Origin of the sequence: Streptomyces sp. NPDC000594 (assembly GCF_040299965.1) — a bacterium.
GTDB lineage: Bacteria > Actinomycetota > Actinomycetes > Streptomycetales > Streptomycetaceae > Streptomyces.
Window position 1 is genome coordinate 390,140 of record NZ_JBEPCY010000005.1, and the last position, 18,676, is coordinate 408,815.

Consider the following 18,676-nt stretch of genomic DNA (forward strand, 5'->3'; position numbering starts at 1 on the left):
TTGCCTCTGGGGCAAGAAATTTGCCTCGGAGGCATTTTCCTGGCGCAATGGTCCTATGCAGACCCCTCCCGGGGGCCACCCCCCGGACCTTCGCTCCCCCGCGGGGGACCCGACGGCCGAGCTGCCGCCCGATGTGGCACCCCGGCTGCGCGATCTGCGCCGCCGCCGGGGACTGACCCTGGAGGCCGCCGCCCAGCGGGCGGGACTGTCACCCGCCCATCTCTCCCGACTGGAGACCGGGCGCAGGCAGCCCTCCCTGCCGATGCTGCTCTCCCTCGCCCGTATCTACGGTACGACCATCTCCGAGCTGCTGGGCGAGCCCGCCCCGCAGCAGGACCCCGTCGTCCGGGCCGGGCGCCGGGAACCCGCCGCCGCCGACGGCTGGACCTACCACCAGGCCGGGGTCCCCGGCCGGGCCATGCAGCCGCTGCGCCTGATGGTGCCGTACGGGGCCCAGGGCGATCTGGTCCGGGTCCACCCGGGCGAGGAGTGGATGTATGTCCTCGACGGGCGGCTGCGGCTCACCCTCGGGGAGGCCGTGCACGAGCTGGGTCCCGGGGACAGCGCCCACTTCGACTCGCTGACCCCGCACCGGATGGCCGCGGCCGGGCGGGAGGGCGCCGAGCTGCTGTTCGTGCACACCCTGCTCCAGAGCCCCGACCTCCATCCGCCGCACTGAGAAGCCCCCGAGCCCCTGTGATCACCGAGACGCCGAGCCTCCGAGATCACCGAGAACCCACGAGATGTCCGCGATGGCTGTGACAGCCGACCCGAGGAGTGACATGTCCGAGACCCCCGACCCCGCCGCCGCCCCCCTGTCCCCCAAGGCCGGGGGCAAGCAGGAGGGGAAGTTCCCCCGCGGCCTGGTCATCCGCCTCTTCGCCTATCTGATCGCGGGCCATGTCTTCGCCTTCTTCCTCTATCTGCTCTTCGAGGTCGGCGCGAAGTGACCCGCCGGGCCCGGCGGGCGGAGCCCGTGCCCCGTCCGCACCCGGCCCCGCCCGGCCCGGCCGGTGGCGGCCCCCGCGGCTCAGCCGGTGGCGACCAGCCGCTCGCGCAGCCGCTCCCGGGTCGCGGGTGAGAGCCCCAGGCCCCGGGTGAGATAGCCCTCCACCCCGCCCCAGGCCTGATCCATCGCGTCGAACGCGGTCCGCAGATACTCGATCCGCGCGTCGAAGAGCGGGCTCAGCAGCTCCATCACCTCCGGGGAGAGCGCGGCGGGGGAGGAGTCCCGGCGGCGCACCCGGTAGCGCCGGTGCGGATCGTTGGACTTGAGGTAGTCCTCCTCGATCGCCTCCCGCTCCACCCCCACGGCGAGCAGCGTCACCGCTATGGAGAGCCCCGCGCGGTCCTTGCCCGCCGCGCAGTGCATCAGCGCGGGCGTGCTGTCGTCCGCGAGGGAGTGCAGCAGCCCGCTGTGCTCCCCGGTGCGCTCCACCACCATCTCCCGATAGGAATCGGCCATCCGCCGGGCACCCTTGCCGTCGGCCAGGATCGAGCGCAGCAGCGGGAGATCGCCTTCGCGGATCATCCTCCAGAACTCGGCCCCGGCGGCCGGGTCGCTCAGCGGTATGGAGACGTTCCGCACCCCCGGCAGGTCCACATCCGGACCCTCCAGCCGTACATCGGCGGCATTGCGGAAGTCGAAGACGGTGTGCAGCCCCAGCGTGGCCAGAAAGGCGGCGTCGGCCTCGGTGGCATGGGCCAGATGGCCACTGCGGAAGAGCCGCCCGTACCGCACCCGCCCACCGTCCGAGGTCGGCAGCCCGCCGACATCGCGGAAGTTCCGTACCCCGGTCAGTTCGGGCTCGGTGGACGGGACCCGCGGCAGCTGCTGCGTCACAAAGTCTCCTCAGGTCACAGCCGTCGGCGCTGGTCGCCGACGGTGGCGCTTTCCGACGATACGGCACCCACCGGGCCCGGCCGCGGCCGGCGAGGGCCCGTTGCGCGACACCCCCGGCCGTCGGATGATGTGCGGACCTGTGCGGACCTGTGAGTATCTGCGGATGCTGCGACAGACGAGGGGTCGGGATGATCGAGACCGTCGGTAACGGGCGCACCTGGGTTCTCTCCGGACCCACCAGCAGTTACGCCCTCCATCTCACCGACCGCGACGAACTGCTGCATCTGCACTGGGGGCCGCGGATCGGCGGAGCGGACGCCCGCGAGCTGGCGGCCGACCCCCTGCCCCCCTACCGGCCCTTCGAATCCCCGCTGGACGGCCATGAGGAGTACCCGGTGGAGGGCGGCCCGCGCTTCGTCCGGCCCGCGCTCTCCGTCCGTACCCCCGAGGTGCGCGGCACCGAGTGGAGCTTCACCGGGGCCACCACCGACGGCGACGAGCTGCGGCTCGGCTTCACCGACCCGGTGCACCGGCTGGATCTCACCCTGCACCACCGGATGCGGGACGACTTCGATGTCATCGAGCGCTGGGTCACCGTCGCCCACCGGGACGGGGACGACGGCCCGGACGCCGGGTCCCGTACGGGAAAATCCCCCGGGGAGCCCGTCGAGCTGCTGCGGGCCGACTCCGCCACCTGGACCCTGCCCGCCCGGGACGCCTGGCGGCTCAGCCGGCTGCACGGCCGCTGGGCCGCCGAGTCCCGGCTGGTCCGCACCCCCCTCGGCCCCGGCGAACAGCTGATCGGCAGCCGCCGGGGCCATACCGGCCATCAGCAGCTGCCCTGGGTGGCGCTGGACGCCGAGGGCGCCACCGAGGAACACGGCGAGGTCTACGGCTGCGCCCTGGCCTGGTCCGGCTCCTGGCGCATCGCCGTCCAGCTGCTGCCCGACGGACAGGTACAGATCACCGGCGGTGCCGGACATGACGACTCGGGCCTGCTGAGCCTGGCCCCGGGGGCCGGCTGGACCTCGCCCGTCTTCGCCGGGGTGTGGAGCCCCGGCGGCTTCGGCGGCGCCAGCCGTACCTGGCACGCCTGGCAGCTCGCCCATGTCGTCCCGCGCGCGGACGAGGTCCGCCCCGTCCTCTACAACTCCTGGGAGGCCACCGGCTTCGACATCTCCGCCGATCAGCAGCGCGCCCTGGCCCGGCGGGCCGCCGCCCTCGGCGTGGAGCTGTTCGTGGTCGACGACGCCTGGTTCGGCCGGCGTACCAGCGACCGTTCCGGGCTCGGCGACTGGACCCCGAACGAGGAGCGCTTCCCCGGCGGCCTGAAGCCGCTCGCCGACGATGTGCACGCGCTCGGGATGCGGTTCGGGATCTGGGTGGAGCCGGAGATGGTCAACCCGGACAGCGATCTCTACCGCGCCCACCCCGAGTGGGTGCAGCACCACCCCGGGCGCAGCCGCACCGAACTCCGCAACCAGCTGGTGCTGAACGCCGCCCGCCCCGATGTCCGGCGCCATCTGTGGGAGACCCTGGACACCCTGCTCCGCAGCGCCCCCGTCGACTATGTGAAGTGGGACTTCAACCGCTGCTTCACCGACCCGGGCTGGCCCGGCGACCCCTATCCGCAGCGGCTCTGGGTGGAACATGTCGAGGCCCTGTACGAGCTGCTCGACCGGTTGCGCGCCGCCCATCCGGCGGTCGCCTTCGAGTCCTGCTCGGGCGGGGGCGGCCGGATCGACCTCGGGATCCTCTCCCGTACCGATCAGGTGTGGACCTCCGACAACACCGATCCGCTGGACCGGCTGGCGATCCAGCACGGCTTCGGCCAGATCCACCCCGCGCGGGTGATGGCCGCCTGGGTCACCGACAGCCCCAACACCCAGCTCAACGGGCGGCGCAGTTCCCTCCGCTTCCGCTTTGTCAGTGCCATGGCCGGGGTGCTCGGCATCGGTGGCCGGCTCACCGACTGGAGCGAGGAGGAGCTGGCCGAGGCGCGCGGCTGGGTCGAGCTGTACAAGGAGATCCGTCCCCTGGTGCAGCACGGCGAGCTGTACCGGCTGCGCCCGCCGGGCGGCGGGCTGAGCGCCGTGCAGTACACCCGGGGCGACGAGACCGTGGTGCTCGCCTGGCTCCAGGCGCAGCACTACGGCGAACGCCCGCCGAGGCTGCGGCTGCGGGCCCTGGACCCGGCGGCCGGATATGTCCGGGAGGACACCGGGGCCGAACATCGGGGGGCGGTCCTGCTCCACCAGGGCATCCACACCGGGCTGACCGGCGATCTGGATGCGACGGTCATCCGTCTGCGCCGTCAGTAGGTCATAAAAAGCCACCTATGACCGAATTGGGCACCAAGAGGGATTGCGCAGCATCTGTCCCTCTATGGCGGACTGTTGGTGAGCAGGATCATAGTGGTGACCGTCCGTGCCCTGTGGCGGCCAGTCAACTCGGGACCGCGCCCTGGAGTTGTCCGAGACCGCTCCACAGAGGGTGACGGGCAGGACGGCCGGTTGGTTTCGGTGGATCATCGTCCTGAAGCGGAGTGGCTTGTTCCGGTCCGCTCGGCTCGTCTACGGTCACGGCCGTCCGGACGGATCGCCGAATCCTGCCACCGACCGGATCCCATCGGACAGCACCGTGTGGCAGGAGCGGGGGACCCAGGTAGTACGCCGGACGCATGGACGCGGACGGCTCGGGGTGAAGCCGCGCAACAGCGCGGCCGGGCAGCTCCAGCCCGAACCCGACAGCTCACCTCGCAGGCGCCGGAGAGGAAAAGCGCCATGCCCCAGAAGGGGAAGCACCGCCGTCCCAAGAGCCATGCCCTCACCCGGGGATTCGTCGCCGCGGGTACCGGAGGGGCGGCTCTCGCCCTGCCGCTGATCGGTGCCACCGGCGCCCACGCGGCCCCCGCCGCGCCCTCGGCCGTCACCGCCCAGGCCGTGCCCGCCGCCACCCCCGCCACCCAGGCGGCTGCCCCCGCCGCCGCCGAGGAGCGGGCCACCTACCGGGTCGTCGCCGGGGACCATCTGTCGAAGATCGCCGCGGACCGGGAGATCCGGGGCGGCTGGGAGCGGCTCTACGCCGACAACCGCGAGGCCGTCGGCGGCGACCCGTCGCTGATCCACCCCGGTCTCGAACTGACCCTGACCTCCGGCGACAGCCGTGCGCAGGGCGGGACCGACCGGAAGAGCACCCCGGCCGCCGCCCCGGCCCCGGCTTCCGGCGGCAACGGCCCCGCCGCCACCTCCGTGCGCGAGGCCGCCCCGGCCGCGCCCGAGGCGCCCGCCGCCCCCGTCGCGCCCGAGGCCCCCGCTGCCCGCGTCGCGACCGAGACCCCCGCCGCCGAGCCCGCGCCGGCCACCGGCGCCTGGACCACCCCGCTGGCCTCCGGCGGAGTCACCACCGCCTACCGCGCCACCGGCTCCATGTGGTCCAGCGGCTACCACACCGGTGTCGACTTCTCCGCGCCCAGCGGCACCCCTGTCCGCTCCGTCGGCCCCGGCACCGTCGTCTCCGCCGGGGTGAACGGCGCCTACGGCAATGAGGTCGTCGTCCAGCACGCCGACGGCCACTACTCGCAGTACGCCCATCTCTCCGCCCTCTCCGTCAGCGCCGGGGAGACCGTCACCGGCGGACAGCAGATCGGCCTCGTGGGCTCCACCGGCAACTCCAGCGGACCCCACCTCCACCTGGAGATCCGCACCGGCACCGGCTACGGCTCGGACGTCGACCCGGTCGCCTATCTGCGCGGGCACGGCGTCGCCCTCTGATCCACCCCCCTCCGGGACCCGGTGCACCCCCCCCGCACCGGGCCCCGGGACCGCTTCCCCGTACCGCCGCCCGGTGCGGGGAAGCGTCGTTCCCGCCCTATTCCCCCCGCGCGGAAAATCGGGCGGTGGTAAAGATCACGCCGCGTCAACCCCTCCTTACGGTCGCGTAGGTCACATCCGTGAGGTCAGGATGGTGCCTCGTGGCAGACGATTCGAGAACAGGAACCATGGGCGGAATCGGGTCGTACGCGGCGATCGGTGACAGCTTCACCGAGGGCGTCGGCGACCCCGGCCCGAACGACACCTTCATCGGCTGGGCGGACCGCTTCGCGGCACTCCTCGCCGACCGCGTACCGGAGCACGACTTCCGGTACGCCAACCTCGCGGTACGCGGACGGCTCCTCGACCAGATCGTGGCGGAGCAGGTGCCCCGGGCCAAGGCCCTCGCACCCGACCTGGTCTCCTTCTGCGCCGGCGGCAATGACATCATCCGCCCCGGCAGCGACCCCGACGATGTCGCCGAACGCTTCGAGCGGGCCGTCGCCGAACTGAACGACGCCGTGGGCACCGTGCTGGTGACCACCGGCTTCGACACCCGGGGGGTGCCGGTCCTGCGCCATCTGCGCGGCAAGGTCGCCACCTACACCGCGCATGTCCGGGCCATCGCCGACCGCTACGACTGCCCCGTGCTCGACCTCTGGTCGCTCCGGTCGGTCCAGGACCGGCGGGCCTGGGACACCGACCGGCTCCATCTCTCCCCCGAGGGCCACACCCGGGTCGCGCTGCGCGCCGCCCAGGTACTCGGGCTGCCGGTCCCCGCCGAGCCCGACCGGCCCTGGCCGCCGCTGCCGCCGCAGACCACCCTGGAGGTCCGCCGCGACGACATCCACTGGGCGCGCGAGCATCTGGCGCCCTGGATCGGACGGCGGCTGCGCGGGGTCAGCTCGGGTGACACCGTCGAGGCGAAGCGCCCGGACCTCCTTCCGCTCTGACCGTCCGCTCCGCCCGCACCACCAGCGGCAGCGACCGGCCGGGCAGCGGCTTCTCCGGGATCCCCGGGGCCCATGCCCCGGGGGCCGGGATCCGCTCCAGCACACCCCCGGCGAACACGTCGTACAGCGGCAGCGACTCCAGATGGACATAGCCGATATGGCAGTCGCAGACCGCGCGCGGACAGCCCCGGGGGCCCAGCGCCCGCCGGAAGGAGCCGTCGTACAGATTCCCCAGCTCCTCCGGGACGAAGTGGCAGCGGCGCACCGTCCCGTCCCCGTCCACCGAGATCACCGAGGTGCCGGTACGGCAGGGCAGCCCCGCCGAGCGGTGCGGATCGCGGCTGTAGGGGAAGAGCGGGTCGAGCGCGGTCCACCGGTCCGCCTCGGCGTCGGTGTAGCTATGGCCCTCCGCCGCGTTCACCCAGAGATAGACCTGGGCGGGGAGATCGGCGCGGAGCCTGCGGGCCTGCTCCAGATGGCCGGGGAGCCCGACCGTGCCCACACTGAACCGCACCCCGAGCGCGGTCAGCTCCCGGCACCGCCCGAGGAAGCGGTCGTACGGGGTCTGGCCCGGGTGGAAGGTGCACCACAGGGCCAGCGTCCGAGGGTCGGCCTCGGCCAGCCACTCCGTACGACAGCTCAGATTGGTCTGGATCGCCACCCGCCGCACCTGCGGCAGCCGGGACAGCTCCACCATCGCCCGCCGGTACCAGGACCGCACGAGCCCCTCCCCCCAGGGGGTGAAGAGCACCGACAGCCCCTCCTCGGGAGGCCGCCCCGCCACCCAGCCGGTGAACCGCTCCAGCGCCGCCCGGTCCGCCCGCAGCTGTGCGGTGCTGTCCCGCCGCTTGGCGAAGGGGCAGTACGGACAGTCGTAGTCGCACGAGGCCAGCGGCCCCCGGTACAGCAGGGTCAGCCCCGACGCGCCGCTCACTTCGCCTCGTATCCGGCCATCAGCGCCCGCACGGCGGGCGAGAACAGCTCGGGGCCGAGCGCGTCGGAGTGCGCCAGCCCCTCCGGGCTCAGCCGCAGCACCCCGGCGGGGGCGTCCGGGTCCAGCCAGCCCCGCGCGGTGAACCGCTCCAGCTCGGCGGCGAAGTCGTCCCCCGCCTCCGCGCCGAAACGCTCCCGGTAGCCGGCGGTCGCCAGGCCCTCGGCCTGGAGCAGCGACTGGAGCAGATGGCGGCGGCGCGCGTCGTCCCCCCGGGGGTCCAGCACATAGCCGATCTCCGCCCGGTCGAACTCCTCCGTCGCCGTATAGGTGTCGATGATCCCCCGTATCTCGGTCATGTTCACCGCGTAGTCGAAGGAGTAGTGGTGGGTGGCGGTGTACGAGCGGGCCCCGCAGCCCAGCCCGATCATGCCGTCGGTCTGGCAGGCGTAGTCGTCCGGCCCCTGCGGCGGCGCGTCCGTACGGCGGAACATCCGCATCGACGTCTGCTCGTACCCCCGCTCCCGCAGATGGTCACGGCCCTGCCGGTAGAGCGCCAGCCGCTGGGTGTCCCAGGCGGCCTCGCCGTCGGCCTCGGTGCCCTCCCGCCGGCCCAGCGCGGTCAGCGGGCGCTTGTAGAGGGGGTACAGATACAGCTCCTCCGGACGCCAGGCGAGCGCCGCGTCCAGGGAACGGCGCCAGCTCTCCGGGGTCTGCCCGTCGATGCCGTAGATCAGATCGATATTGAGGACCGGGGTCCCGGCGTCCCGGATCCGGCCCAGCGCCGCCTCCACCTCGGCCCGGCGCTGGGGGCGCACCGCCGCCCGGGCCTCCGTCCCGTCGAAGGTCTGCACCCCGATGCTGAGCCGGGTCGCGCCCCGCTCGGCCAGCACCGCCAGCCGGTCCCGGGTCGCGGTCGCGGGCGAGGTCTCGACCGAGAACGGAACGGCCCGCAGATCCACCCCCATCCGCTTCTCCGTGATGTCGCAGAGCCGCTCCAGCTCCCCGGCGGTCAGAAAGGTGGGGGTGCCGCCGCCGAAGGCCGCCGTGGCGAACCGCACCGGCGCGCCGTCGCCGAGCGCGTCCCGGACCGCGGTCGCCTGCCGGTCGAGCGCGTCGAGATAACGGCCGGTCAGCCCCTCGGGCGCGCCGACCCGGGTGAAGAGGTTGCAGAAGCCGCAGCGGACCTCGCAGAAGGGTATGTGCGCGTAGAGCGACAGGGCGTCCCGGGGCTCCCCGGCCCACAGCTCCCGCAGTGCGGGCCGGTCGGCGAACCGCCGGTAGGCCGTCTTGTGGGGGTACGCGTAGACATAGCTCTGGTACGGGCGCGGCCCGATCGGGGTGGTCGTGGTCATCGGTCGCTCCCGGAGGGTTCGGCGGAGGTGGGGTGCTCCAGGAAGAAATGGGCGTACGGCACGGTCCAGACCACCTCATGACCCAGCCGGTGGCCGGTGAAGCCGTCCTCCCCATAGGCCGTGCCGTGGTCGGAGCAGACGATGGCGAAACAGCGGCGGCGGCTGCTCATCGCGGCGAAGAGCCGGCCGATGTGCCGGTCGACGTACTCCAGCGCGGCGGCGTGGGTCTCCCGGGAGTCGCCCGCCTCCCGGGTCGCGCCCGGCAGATGGAACCAGTTGGGCTGGTGCAGCGCCGGGACATTGACGAAGAGGAAGAGCCGCTGCTCACGCGGGAGCGCGGCGATCACCTCCTCGGCGCGGGCCACCTGGGATGCGAAGGAGGTGGGGGAGGCCACCGAGAACGAGGGCTCCCAGTGGCTCTCCTGGAAGAGCCCCGGCAGGACCGACCCCAGGGGGCCCTGGCGGTTGAAGAAGCCGACCCCGCCCACGCAGACCGTGCGGTACCCCGCCCCGGCGAGCCCGGAGACCAGGTCCGGGGTGTCGAAGACATAGGTGCCGCCCGCCGTGGTCTCGCTCCCGGCGAACCGGGCGGCGAAGAGCCGGGGATGCGGTCCCGGAGCGGCCGGAGTGGGCAGGAATCCGGCGAACATCGCCTGGTGGGAGGCGTAGGTGAAGCTGCCGGGGGCATGCCGCTCCTCCCACCGGCCGCCGGGCAGCCGCGAGGCCAGCTCCGGTGTCCGTCCCGCCGCCGCCAGCTCCTCCGCCACATCGTGGCGCAGGGTGTCCAGGGTGACGAGGAGCAGATCGTCGCGGCCGACCACCTCGTTCATATCGGGGGTGGCGGGGCCCGGCCCGGTCGTCCGGGGGGCGGGGTCGGTCAGTGGTGCCATGGGTGTGTTCCCTGTGTTCCCTGTGTTCCCTGTGTTTCTGGTGTGCTCTGTGCTTCTGGTGTGCTCTGTGTTGCTTGCGTGCTCGGTGTGCCGGTAGGGCGGTACGGCGCCGGTACGGGGGTACGGGGTGCTCATCCGGCGCCGGTCCGTACCCCGGTCCCCGCTGTGGCCAGGGCGGCGAGCTGGGCGGCATAGGTGTCCTGGCCCTCCGCGCCGGTGCCCGGCATCCCGGTCAGCCCCGGCAGCAGATCGCCGAAGGCGTTGACCTCGCCGACCGCGAACCGCCGCCAGCCCCGGGCGGGCAGCAGATCGACCCCCACCCGGGAGGCGCCCGGAAAGCGCTCCGCCGCCCGCTCGCACAGCCGCAGCGCGCCGGACCAGTCGCCCCCGGCCGCCTCGGTCGCGGCGCGGGCCGCCGCGAGATCGCCCCGGGCACCGCCGAGATGGAGATTGGTCATGGGGGAGTGGCTGGTCCGCACCACCGCGTGGGTGGCCCGGCCCGCGATCACGACCACCCGCAGATCCGCGCTCCGGCCCTGCTGGGCGGCCTTCGGCAGCCACCGTTCGATATGCAGACCGTCCGGTGCCAGGGCGTCCACCAGCGTGGCCACCGCGCTCTCCCCCGTATAGCGGCGCACCCGCAGCGAGTTGAAGAGCCGGCCCAGGCCGTCGCGCTCCACCGAGGTGACCGCCTGCACCCGGCCGCGGCTCGCGGTCTCCACCGCCAGCACGCCCGAGGCCGAGGAACCATGGGCGAGCTTGACGAACATCCGCCGTATCCCCGCCGCCTCCGCCAGCGACCGCACCTCCTCCCAGCCGCCGACCGGCGGGGCCCCGGGCCCTGAGGTCGGCGATTCCGGCACCGCGACCCCGGCCTCGCGCAGCACCCCGTGGCAGAGCCGCTTGTCGAAGAGGAGGGCCAGCTCACGGGGGTCGTCCAGCAGCACCGCCCCCGCCCCGGCGGCGGCCGACGCCAGCTGCTCCAGCGCCCGCACGAACCCCCGGTACCAGCGGGCCGAGCCCTCCACCCGGCGCGGGTCGTCCACCCCGCGCAGCACCCGGTCGACGCCGGGGTCCTCGCCCGGCGACTCGATCCGCACCCGCTCCCCGGGCCGGAAGCGCGCCCGGCCGTCCAGCACATCGCTCCAGGGCACCACCCGCACCTCGGGCAGCCCGGCGGCGCGGGCCGCCTCCCGGAAGAGGGTGACCCGCCGGTTGGCCGGGATGCCGACCACCGCGATACGGGTGCCCGGCGCCGCTTCCGTCCCGGTCATCGGCTCACTCCGCCACGGCGGTGTAGCGGTCGTCCTCGCTCTCCCCCCACCCCGTGTTCCGCTCGTCCTCGGAGAGGTCGACGGTGACACCGGTGCCCGCGAAGGTCTCCGTGATCCGCTCCATCATCGGGCGGGAGAGGAAGTGGTGGTGCAGGTCGAGGGTGTTCAGATGGGTCAGCGGCTGCCCGGTGAGCAGGGCCTCGGCGCCGTCGTTGCCGAGGGTGCCCATGGAGAGGTCCAGCGTCTCCAGCCGCGCCACCACCGGCGCGCCCGCCACCGCCGTGGCGATCCCGTCCTGGATCTCGCTGTTGCGCAGGGCGAGCCGGCGCAGCGCGGGCAGCCGGGTGCCGGCGAGGATCGGCTCCAGATCGGTGATCTCGGCGGTGCCGCCGTACCAGGAGGTGCCGAGCCAGAGGTCCAGCTCCTCCAGTGCGGGCAGATCGCTGGCGGCGACCCCGCGCACCACCTCGGCGTCCAGCCCGCCGGCCTCGATCCGCAGGATGCGCAGCCCGGTGTGCCGGACGGCGGGGAACTCCAGCGAGCTGCCGCCGCGCACGGCGAACTCACGCAGCTCGGGGAAGGCGTCGAGCAGCGGTGTCACCTTCCCCTGGGTGATCCAGGAGATCTCGCACTCCTCGGCCGAGATGTCCCCGAGGAAGATCGCGCGCAGCGCGGGGAACTTCCCCGCGGCGGCGCACAGCGCCTCGATCAGCGGGATGGGGGATTCCTCGTAGGCGTCCAGCCAGCCGCCGATGACCAGGGCCTGGACCTGGGAGGTGTCGACCGCGCCGAGGAAGCGGGCGAACGCCTCCTCCAGCTTCTCGTCGTCGTCGCCGTCCTGGTAGGTGGGGACGGAGACCCGCCAGGCCACCGTGGCCGGCGGCGGGAACGCGGACGGATCGCCGGGCTCACCGGCGGCCGGGAAGTCGAACACGGGCAGGCCGTGCAGCTTCTCAATATTCGAGACGGTCATACGAGCGCTCCAGACACCGGGCGGCTTGGTTCGGCCAGTTGTTTGGGAGATTTCTATACCGCCGCACTGACAGTGCCCGCGCCGGGGTCGGGGACGGGCAGGTGGGGGCAGGGACGGCCGCCGGGACGAACGCCGTTGTCAGACCCTGCCGTTAGCTTCGTTCCCATGGTCGGCACAGGGGTGCCGGGCCTTCGAGGGGAGAGCCATGTACCGACAGGGAGACGTACTGATCGCGCCAGTGGCGCGGGAGGCCGTGCCGTCCCATCTCACCGACGCGGTATCGGAGCCGAGGGACCGGCGGGGGCGGCTGGTGCTGGCGCTGGGCGAGGTCACCGGGCACGCCCACGCGGTCGACGGCCCCGGGCGGCTGATCCGGGAGCCGGGCCCGATCGGCCCGCTGGTCCTCCATCTCCCGGAGGGCGGCCGGGTGGTGCACGAGGAGCACGCCGCCATCGTCCTGCCGAAGGGCTGGTACCGGGTGGTCCGGCAGCGGGAGTACCTGCCGGGGGCGTTCCGGATCGTCGCCGACTGACCGGCGCGTCCGGAGCACGCAGAGCACACAGAGCACGCGGGACACACAGAGCACGCGGGACACACAGAGCACGCGGCGCGCACAGGGCGCGCGAAGAACACAAAAGACACAGAACACCGCACGGCGGACAGCGAACGACAGGGGTCGGGGAAGAGTCATGGAGCAGACGGAGAAGTGGCGCGGCATCGCGACGGCGACGGGACCGGCGGACCGGGCGGCGGCCGAGGAAGGGGTCCGGCTCGCCTACCGTGCCGCCGGGCTCGCCGAGCCGGAGCGGATCATCTGGGCACCCTCACCCCTGGCGGGGCTGCGCGCCGTCCAGGCCCTGGCGGGCGCGGGCCGTTCGGTCCGGGAGGAGGTCCGCACCCGCCCCTGGGCCGATGAGCGGCGCCGGCTCCACGACGAGCTGGGCCCGGCGGGCTGGACCGAGCTGTGGAGCACCACCGGGGCGGGGCTGTGGGAGGCCGTCCGGGCCCTCGCCGACCGGGTCCGCGAGGCCGTCCTGGCCGAGGTGGCCAAGGACGCCGAGGAAGCCGGGGAGGCCAAGGGCGCCGGGGAGGCCGAGGAGGCCGGGGCGGAGCGGCCGTCCGGCGGGGGCGATCGGTTCGCCGCGGACCGCGGCCCCGTCGCCAGGGCGCGGATCCTGCTGCTCGACGCGGTCCTCGGCCAGCATGACGCGGCCTGGCTCGCCGCCTTCGACGGCCGGGGCGACCGGCTGGCGGGGCTGGCCCGGGTGGCCGCCCACGCGGGCTGGTGGTGGCCGTACGAGAAGGTGGCCGTCGTCTGTGAGCGCCCGACCGTGCTCCACCGGGACGAGGCGGGGCGGCTGGACAGCGGTGCGGGCCCCGCGCTCGCCTTCCCCGACGGGCTCGCCCTCTACGCCTGGCGCGGTATGCCGGTCCCCGCCGACTTCGTCGGCGAGCTGTCCTCGCTCACCCCCGCGCGCATACGCGCGGAGGAGAACGCCGAACTCCGCCGGGTGATGCTGGAGTACTACGGCTATGAGCGCTATCTCGCCGAGTCCGGCGCCCGCCCGGTCCACCGGGACGAGGCCGGGCTGCTGTGGCGGATCGCCCTCGAAGGCGACGAGGACGTGGTGATGGTCGAGGTGGTCAACTCCACGGCGGAGCCCGACGGCACCTTCCGTACCTACTGGCTGCGGGTGCCGCCCACCACCCGGACCGCCAAGGAGGGGGTGGCATGGACCTTCGGCCTGGACAAGGCGGATTACGCGCCGCTCGTACAGACCTGATCCCCTGGCCCGGACCGGCCGGCCAGTGCGTCCGTGCCCTGGCCGGTGCAGGCGAGGGCACCGGTCACCGCGCCCCGCCGGGCGCACTCCTCGAAGCCGGCACCGGCCAGCCAGGCATGGAGGAAGCCGCAGACATAGGCGTCCCCCGCGCCGTTGGAGTCCACCACCGGGGCGGGCGGGACGACGGCCGGGATCCGGCGGGGTGTGCCGTCCCCGCCCCGGACCAGCAGCCACGATCCCTCCGCGCCCGCCGTGGCGACGACCGCCGAGGCCCGGCCCTCGGCCAGGATCCGGCGCATGACCCCGGCGGTGCCCCCGCCGGTGCGGACCGAACTGAGGAAGACCAGGTCCGCGCCGAGGGCGAAGTCCCGGTGGTGGTCGGCGGCTCCGTCCCAGTCGTGCAGATCGGTGGAGACGGTCGCTCCGGCGGCCCGGATGTCGGCGAGGAGATGCCGGGCGAAATCCATGATGGTCAGGTGGACATGGCGGGCCCGGCGGAGATGTGGACGGTACACCTCGGGGTCCATCCGGGTGCCGCCCGGGTCACGGGCGTCGTAGAAGGACATCCGACGACCCTCGGGATCCACCAGATTGACGGCCCGCCGGGTCCCCGCGGGGGCGTGGAGTGGCGCGAAGCGGACCCCGCCCGCCGCCATCCGCTCGCGTACCAGCCGCCCCGCCCAGTCGTCCCCGAGGAAGTCCAGCAGGGTGACCTCCAGACCGAGCGCCCGGCAGCCGAGGGCGACGAACCCACCGGTCTGCCCCGGCTGTTCCCGTACCGGACCCACCGGATGGGCGTCGGCCAGGGGCACCGGGAGGGCGCCGACCGGGACCAGTGTGTCCACTCCGGTGCCCCCGACGACCAGCACATCGCAGGGGGCCGCGGGCAGGGGAGGGAACGGCGGGGACCCCGGGGGCGGTGTCGGCACGGCTCAGCGCAGCGCCGCGGTCAGGGCATCGCGGTCCAGGCCGAGTTCACGGGCGAGCGCCTCATCGGTCCAGGCCAGCATCGCCGCCCGCGACAGCGACCCCGCATAGGACGTCATCTGGACCGCCAGCCCGTCCAGGAAGGCGGTGAGCCGCCAGGCCGCCTGCGCCGGGTCCGGGCAGGGGAACTCCCCGGCCGCCGCGCCCTCCGCGATGACCTCGGTCAGCGCCGCCTTCCACTGCTGGTCGAGATCGCGTGCCACCTCGCGCAGCGCGGGCTCGCGCAGCGCCACCGCCCACCCCTCGATCCAGAGCCGCCAGCCCTTGGCCGTGCCCGTGGGCGCGTACCAGCGCACGGCGCTGCGCAGTCGGCGCAGCGCGCTGGTGCGGCGGCTCAACAGCTTGCGCAGATGGGCCAGATCGGCATCGGCGGCATGGGTGAAGGCCGCGGCGACCAGCTTCTCCTTGGTGGAGAAGTGGTACAGCACCAGGGCGTTGCTCACCCCGAGCGTCGCCGCGACATCCGCGATGCGCACCGCGGCGACACCGCGCCGCTCGATCTGCTCCACCGCGGCGCCGAGGAGTTCCTCACGCCGCTCCGCCACGCTCAACCGCACTCTGGCCACGGAGTCACCCTACACAGGAGCGCCCGCGCGGGGACCTGGCCGGTTCGGGTCCGTCGCACCGTACGGGGGAGCGCCCGCGCGGCGCCGGGGTGCCCGGTGCCGGGCGTCAGCCGTACCAGCCGAAACGGTCGGTGATCACCGGCAGGCGGTCGGCGGCGATGGCGTGCGCGGCGGCCCGGGGGCTGATGCCGTCGGTCTGCGCGCGCTCCAGCATCCGGCCGGTCAGCTCGCGCATCGAGCGGCGGGTGTGGGCGAAGGCCTCCTCCGCGTCGGCGCCGATGTCCCCGAAGAGGGTCCACCACCACCAGGCGTTGGTACCGGAGTTGGCCACCACATCGGGCAGGACCGTCACACCGCGCCCGGCGAGCCGCTCCTCGGCCTCCGGCAGTACGGGCATATTGGCCGCCTCGGCGATCCACCGGGCCCTGATCCGGGACTCGTTGCCGGTGTCGACGGCGTAGGAGACCGCCGCCGGGACCAGTACCTCGGCGTCGGCGGAGAGCCATGCCTCGCCGGGCAGTTCCCGGTCGCCGGGGCGCAGGACGGCGCGGTCGATACCGCCGTGGGAGTCGCGCGCGGCCAGCAGCGCGCCCACATCCAGACCGGCGGGGTTCCCGATGGTTCCCTTGATGTCGGCGACGGCGACGACCCGCAGCCCCGCCCGGTCCAGGAAGTAGGCGGTGGCGCCGCCCATGGTGCCGAAGCCCTGGAGCGCGACCCGGGTCCCCCGGTGCGGGACCTCTGCCCGGTCCAGGGCGGTGAGCACCGACTCGGCCACCCCGCAGCCGCCGACCAGTTCATCGAGGCCCATACCGTCCACGGTGACGGCGAAGGCGTCCGCGAGCCGCCGCCGGGCCGCCTTCTCGTCGTCGAGCAGCCGGTAGACCGCCTGGACCGAGGAGACCAGCCCGGCCTCGGCCATCGCCCGGTCCACGGTGTCCTGGCTGAGCCCCAGATCCTCGCCCGTGGTCCAGATCGACTCGATATAGGGCCGCATCGCCCGTAGATAGCGCACCAGGACACCGAAGGCGGCGGGGTCCCGGGGGTCGCAGTCGATCCCGCCCTTGGCCCCGCCGAGGGGTATGTACCTGCCCTCGGGGTTGTAGTGGAGGGCCTCCTTCATCGTCATCCCCCGGGCGAGCCCCGCCACCTCCTCCAGGGTGCAGCCCTCCCGCATCCGCAGCCCGCCGCTGGCGACCCCGCGCACCAGCCGGTCCACGACGAGATGGCCCTTGCGGCCGGTGACATGGTCGGTCCAGGTGAGCGAGAGCAGGGGAGCGGTCATCGGGACTCCTGGGAAAGAGAGGGTGGAGGCAGTCTGCGGCGCGGGGAGGGAGCTGACGGAGCCGAGGAGCAGGAGGAGCAGGGGCCTGATCCGGGACGGCCGGGGGTGCCGCCCGCCACGGCCCCGGCCCATCAACTGAACCGCCGTTCAGTATGCCGGAGCGGTGAGCCGTACTGTCAACATGATCGCCGAGGCCCCGCACCCGGAATGGCGCGGATCGCTCGCCCGCCCGTCCCCCCACCCGTACCCCCCAGGCTCCGCCCGTTACCGCGCGGCGGCGTACCCGCCGGTTCCCCGCCCGCTCCCCGCCTCTTTCCCTGGCTTTCCCCGGCTGTTTCGCGCCGGAGCGGCTTTCCAGGAACACCTCCGTCGCGGCGGACGTTGATCGCAACATGACCGACTCCCCCCGCCGCCCGGCGGCCCACCCCGGCCCCGCGCGCCCCATGCGCCGCCGCCGGGCGCGCGGACCCGGGTCGCGGACCGGGAGCACCGGATCACGGTCCGTGGGCACTCCCGGGCGGCGGCTCTCCAGCCGCGCTGCGGCGGCCCGCGCACATAATGGGAAGACCCGACACCTGGAGGTGCCGTGACCGGCGCTGGCAACCCCCACTCGCTGACATCCCGGCTGCGCGCCCTGCGCACCGCGCCCTTCGGCGCCGACCCCACGGGAGCGCGGCTGGAGCGGATCCGCCGCTCACCCCAGTTCTCCGAGGGTTCCTTCCAGAACCCGGTCGGGGCCAGGACCAGGCCGTCGGGCGCGTCGATGACCGAGTTCGCCAAGATCTACTTTCAGAAGGAGGCCCGCGCCCGCAGATCACCCGCCGGGCCGGTGCCCCTGCACCGCACCACCCGCGCGGAGCTGTCGAGCCCCCCGAAGAGCGGGCTGCGGGCGACCTGGATGGGCCATTCGAGTGTGCTCGCCGAGATCGACGGGGTCCGGCTGCTCTTCGACCCGGTCTGGGGGGCGCGCTGCTCCCCCTTCGCCTTCGCCGGGCCCAAGCGGCTCCACCCGGTGCCCGCGCCGCTCGCCGCGCTCGGCCCCGTGGACGCGGTGGTGATCTCCCATGACCACTACGACCACCTCGATCTGCCCACCATCAGGGCGCTGGCCGCCACCGACACCCTCTTCGCCGTACCGCTGGGCGTCGGCGCCCATCTCGAACGCTGGGGGGTCGCCCCCGACCGGCTGCGCGAGCTGGACTGGCACGAGACCACCGAGGTGGCGGGCGTACGGCTCACCGCCACCCCCGCCCGCCACTTCTGCGGGCGCGGGCTCCGCAACCGCCAGCACGCCCTGTGGGCCTCCTGGGCGGTCGCCGGAAGCGAGCACCGGATCTACCACAGCGGGGACACCGGCTACTTCCCCGGCTTCCGGGACATCGGCGCCGACCACGGCCCCTTCGATCTCACGATGATCCAGATCGGTGCTTACAGCGAGTACTGGCCCAAGAACCACACGGACTGTACCCCCCTCTCGGGGGGATGGCCAGACATCCACATGACGCCTGTCCAAGGAGTCCAAGCACACCTTGACCTGCAAGGCGGGCAGCCGTCAGGGGTGATGCTCCCGATCCACTGGGGCACCTTCAACCTCGCCCCGCACCCCTGGGCGGAACCGGGTGAGTGGACGCGCGATGCGGCGGATGAGGCTGGCCAGGTGGTTGCTTTCCCCCGGCCTGGCGAGTCGTTCGAACCTACAGGGTCTCTTCCCGCCACTCCTTGGTGGCGTGATGTGGCGCCACCGATTACACGGCCATGGCGCACCCCGGGACCGCCACTGGACCTGGTGCCTGAGGAGCGCCCTACCTCTGATGTCGTTGTCGAGGGGTGAGCGTGAAGGACGACCTTGAGGGGTTGGCGGGCAAGGTCCTGGCCCTGAGTGACGGGGAACGCAGCCAGGTGCTTCGGGCAATGGACGGGAAGCCCCGTTCCGAGCGACAGGCGAGGCCGAGGGATTTCGTCCCCCTGCCTGTACAGAAAGGTCAGCCTCGTCTCGAAGTACGAGTGCAGATCGTAGAGAGCT

Annotated in this window: 17 protein-coding genes and 1 riboswitch; of the genes, 8 read left to right on the forward strand and 9 right to left on the reverse strand. The window is 73.5% G+C overall.

All coding sequences use genetic code 11. From position 1 onward, the window contains the following. The first annotated feature begins 55 nt into the window (after positions 1–55). The gene (locus ABT354_RS10935; protein WP_351491803.1) at positions 56–679 is read left to right on the forward strand and encodes a helix-turn-helix domain-containing protein; all 624 of its coding nucleotides are present in this window, start codon (positions 56–58) and stop codon (positions 677–679) included. A gap of 103 nt (positions 680–782) precedes the next feature. Next, a complete protein-coding gene (locus ABT354_RS10940; RefSeq protein WP_351491806.1) occupies positions 783–950 on the forward strand; it encodes a DUF6126 family protein in 168 nt (55 codons plus the stop codon). Positions 951–1,030: 80 nt separating this feature from the next. Here the strand turns inward: ABT354_RS10940 and ABT354_RS10945 are convergent, their stop codons facing one another. Then, complete coding sequence (locus tag ABT354_RS10945; protein WP_351491808.1) at positions 1,031–1,843, reverse strand: tyrosine-protein phosphatase; 813 nt, start codon at positions 1,841–1,843, stop codon at positions 1,031–1,033. A gap of 188 nt (positions 1,844–2,031) precedes the next feature. On the opposite strand from ABT354_RS10945, the gene ABT354_RS10950 reads away from it, so the two are divergent. The 3 genes from ABT354_RS10950 to ABT354_RS10960 all read left to right on the forward strand — a co-directional run bounded on the left by ABT354_RS10950 (position 2,032) and on the right by ABT354_RS10960 (position 6,608). Continuing rightward, positions 2,032–4,164 (forward strand): alpha-galactosidase, encoded by a 2,133-nt coding sequence (locus tag ABT354_RS10950; RefSeq protein ID WP_351491810.1) that lies wholly within the window; start codon positions 2,032–2,034, stop codon positions 4,162–4,164. Between the two features lie 268 nt (positions 4,165–4,432). Then, positions 4,433–4,623, forward strand: a riboswitch (cyclic di-AMP (ydaO/yuaA leader). A gap of 3 nt (positions 4,624–4,626) precedes the next feature. Then, positions 4,627–5,616, forward strand: a complete 990-nt coding sequence (locus ABT354_RS10955) for a LysM peptidoglycan-binding domain-containing M23 family metallopeptidase (RefSeq protein ID WP_351491812.1) — start codon at positions 4,627–4,629, stop codon at positions 5,614–5,616. 227 nt (positions 5,617–5,843) lie between these two features. Beyond that, positions 5,844–6,608 carry an SGNH/GDSL hydrolase family protein gene (locus ABT354_RS10960; RefSeq protein ID WP_351491814.1) on the forward strand — a complete coding sequence of 255 codons (765 nt, stop codon included), beginning with the start codon at positions 5,844–5,846 and terminating at the stop codon, positions 6,606–6,608. Here the strand turns inward: ABT354_RS10960 and ABT354_RS10965 are convergent. The 5 genes from ABT354_RS10965 to ABT354_RS10985 form a co-directional block, all read right to left on the reverse strand. Further along, positions 6,556–7,542 carry an STM4011 family radical SAM protein gene (locus tag ABT354_RS10965; protein WP_351491816.1) on the reverse strand — a complete coding sequence of 329 codons (987 nt, stop codon included), beginning with the start codon at positions 7,540–7,542 and terminating at the stop codon, positions 6,556–6,558. The two genes, ABT354_RS10960 and ABT354_RS10965, sit on opposite strands and share 53 nt — an antisense overlap. Continuing rightward, positions 7,539–8,894, reverse strand: a complete 1,356-nt coding sequence (locus ABT354_RS10970; RefSeq protein WP_351491818.1) for an STM4012 family radical SAM protein — start codon at positions 8,892–8,894, stop codon at positions 7,539–7,541. The genes ABT354_RS10965 and ABT354_RS10970 overlap by 4 nt, the downstream gene beginning before the upstream one ends. Further along, positions 8,891–9,724, reverse strand: a complete 834-nt coding sequence (locus ABT354_RS10975) for an STM4013/SEN3800 family hydrolase (RefSeq protein WP_351492062.1) — start codon at positions 9,722–9,724, stop codon at positions 8,891–8,893. The genes ABT354_RS10970 and ABT354_RS10975 overlap by 4 nt, the downstream gene beginning before the upstream one ends. Positions 9,725–9,915: 191 nt before the next feature. Next, positions 9,916–11,058 carry an STM4014 family protein gene (locus ABT354_RS10980; protein ID WP_351491821.1) on the reverse strand — a complete coding sequence of 381 codons (1,143 nt, stop codon included), beginning with the start codon at positions 11,056–11,058 and terminating at the stop codon, positions 9,916–9,918. A gap of 4 nt (positions 11,059–11,062) precedes the next feature. Then, on the reverse strand, positions 11,063–12,031 hold the full coding sequence (locus ABT354_RS10985) for an STM4015 family protein (RefSeq protein WP_351491823.1): 969 nt from the start codon (positions 12,029–12,031) through the stop codon (positions 11,063–11,065). Between the two features lie 205 nt (positions 12,032–12,236). Here ABT354_RS10985 and ABT354_RS10990 point away from each other — a divergent pair, with 205 nt between their 5' ends. Both ABT354_RS10990 and ABT354_RS10995 read left to right on the forward strand, forming a co-directional pair. Continuing rightward, positions 12,237–12,563, forward strand: coding sequence for a DUF8820 family protein (locus ABT354_RS10990; RefSeq protein WP_351491825.1), 327 nt, complete (start codon positions 12,237–12,239; stop codon positions 12,561–12,563). A gap of 157 nt (positions 12,564–12,720) precedes the next feature. After that, the gene (locus ABT354_RS10995; protein WP_351491827.1) at positions 12,721–13,815 is read left to right on the forward strand and encodes a DUF6745 domain-containing protein; all 1,095 of its coding nucleotides are present in this window, start codon (positions 12,721–12,723) and stop codon (positions 13,813–13,815) included. Here ABT354_RS10995 and ABT354_RS11000 read toward each other — a convergent pair. The 3 genes from ABT354_RS11000 to ABT354_RS11010 all read right to left on the reverse strand — a co-directional run bounded on the left by ABT354_RS11000 (position 13,791) and on the right by ABT354_RS11010 (position 16,653). Further along, complete coding sequence (locus ABT354_RS11000; protein WP_351491828.1) at positions 13,791–14,660, reverse strand: carbohydrate kinase family protein; 870 nt, start codon at positions 14,658–14,660, stop codon at positions 13,791–13,793. The genes ABT354_RS10995 and ABT354_RS11000 overlap by 25 nt on opposite strands. A gap of 87 nt (positions 14,661–14,747) precedes the next feature. Further along, the gene (locus ABT354_RS11005) at positions 14,748–15,368 is read right to left on the reverse strand and encodes a TetR/AcrR family transcriptional regulator (RefSeq protein WP_351491830.1); all 621 of its coding nucleotides are present in this window, start codon (positions 15,366–15,368) and stop codon (positions 14,748–14,750) included. Positions 15,369–15,474: 106 nt separating this feature from the next. Beyond that, positions 15,475–16,653, reverse strand: coding sequence for a Glu/Leu/Phe/Val dehydrogenase dimerization domain-containing protein (locus ABT354_RS11010; protein WP_351491832.1), 1,179 nt, complete (start codon positions 16,651–16,653; stop codon positions 15,475–15,477). A 586-nt stretch (positions 16,654–17,239) separates the two neighbouring features. Between ABT354_RS11010 and ABT354_RS11015 the strand changes: the two genes are divergently transcribed. Further along, the gene (locus ABT354_RS11015; protein WP_351491834.1) at positions 17,240–18,484 is read left to right on the forward strand and encodes an MBL fold metallo-hydrolase; all 1,245 of its coding nucleotides are present in this window, start codon (positions 17,240–17,242) and stop codon (positions 18,482–18,484) included. Positions 18,485–18,676 lie beyond the last annotated feature (192 nt).

Coding starts and splice junctions, on each gene's coding strand:
- ABT354_RS10955 (WP_351491812.1), top strand. CDS start 4,627: ATGCCCCAGAAGGGGAAGCACCGCCGTCCCAAGAGCCATGCCCTCACC.
- ABT354_RS10975 (WP_351492062.1), bottom strand. CDS start 9,724: ATGAACGAGGTGGTCGGCCGCGACGATCTGCTCCTCGTCACCCTGGAC.
- ABT354_RS10940 (WP_351491806.1), top strand. CDS start 783: ATGTCCGAGACCCCCGACCCCGCCGCCGCCCCCCTGTCCCCCAAGGCC.
- ABT354_RS10990 (WP_351491825.1), top strand. CDS start 12,237: ATGTACCGACAGGGAGACGTACTGATCGCGCCAGTGGCGCGGGAGGCC.
- ABT354_RS10980 (WP_351491821.1), bottom strand. CDS start 11,058: ATGACCGGGACGGAAGCGGCGCCGGGCACCCGTATCGCGGTGGTCGGC.
- ABT354_RS10970 (WP_351491818.1), bottom strand. CDS start 8,894: ATGACCACGACCACCCCGATCGGGCCGCGCCCGTACCAGAGCTATGTC.
- ABT354_RS10935 (WP_351491803.1), top strand. CDS start 56: ATGCAGACCCCTCCCGGGGGCCACCCCCCGGACCTTCGCTCCCCCGCG.
- ABT354_RS10995 (WP_351491827.1), top strand. CDS start 12,721: ATGGAGCAGACGGAGAAGTGGCGCGGCATCGCGACGGCGACGGGACCG.
- ABT354_RS10985 (WP_351491823.1), bottom strand. CDS start 12,031: ATGACCGTCTCGAATATTGAGAAGCTGCACGGCCTGCCCGTGTTCGAC.
- ABT354_RS11010 (WP_351491832.1), bottom strand. CDS start 16,653: ATGACCGCTCCCCTGCTCTCGCTCACCTGGACCGACCATGTCACCGGC.
- ABT354_RS10950 (WP_351491810.1), top strand. CDS start 2,032: ATGATCGAGACCGTCGGTAACGGGCGCACCTGGGTTCTCTCCGGACCC.
- ABT354_RS10960 (WP_351491814.1), top strand. CDS start 5,844: ATGGGCGGAATCGGGTCGTACGCGGCGATCGGTGACAGCTTCACCGAG.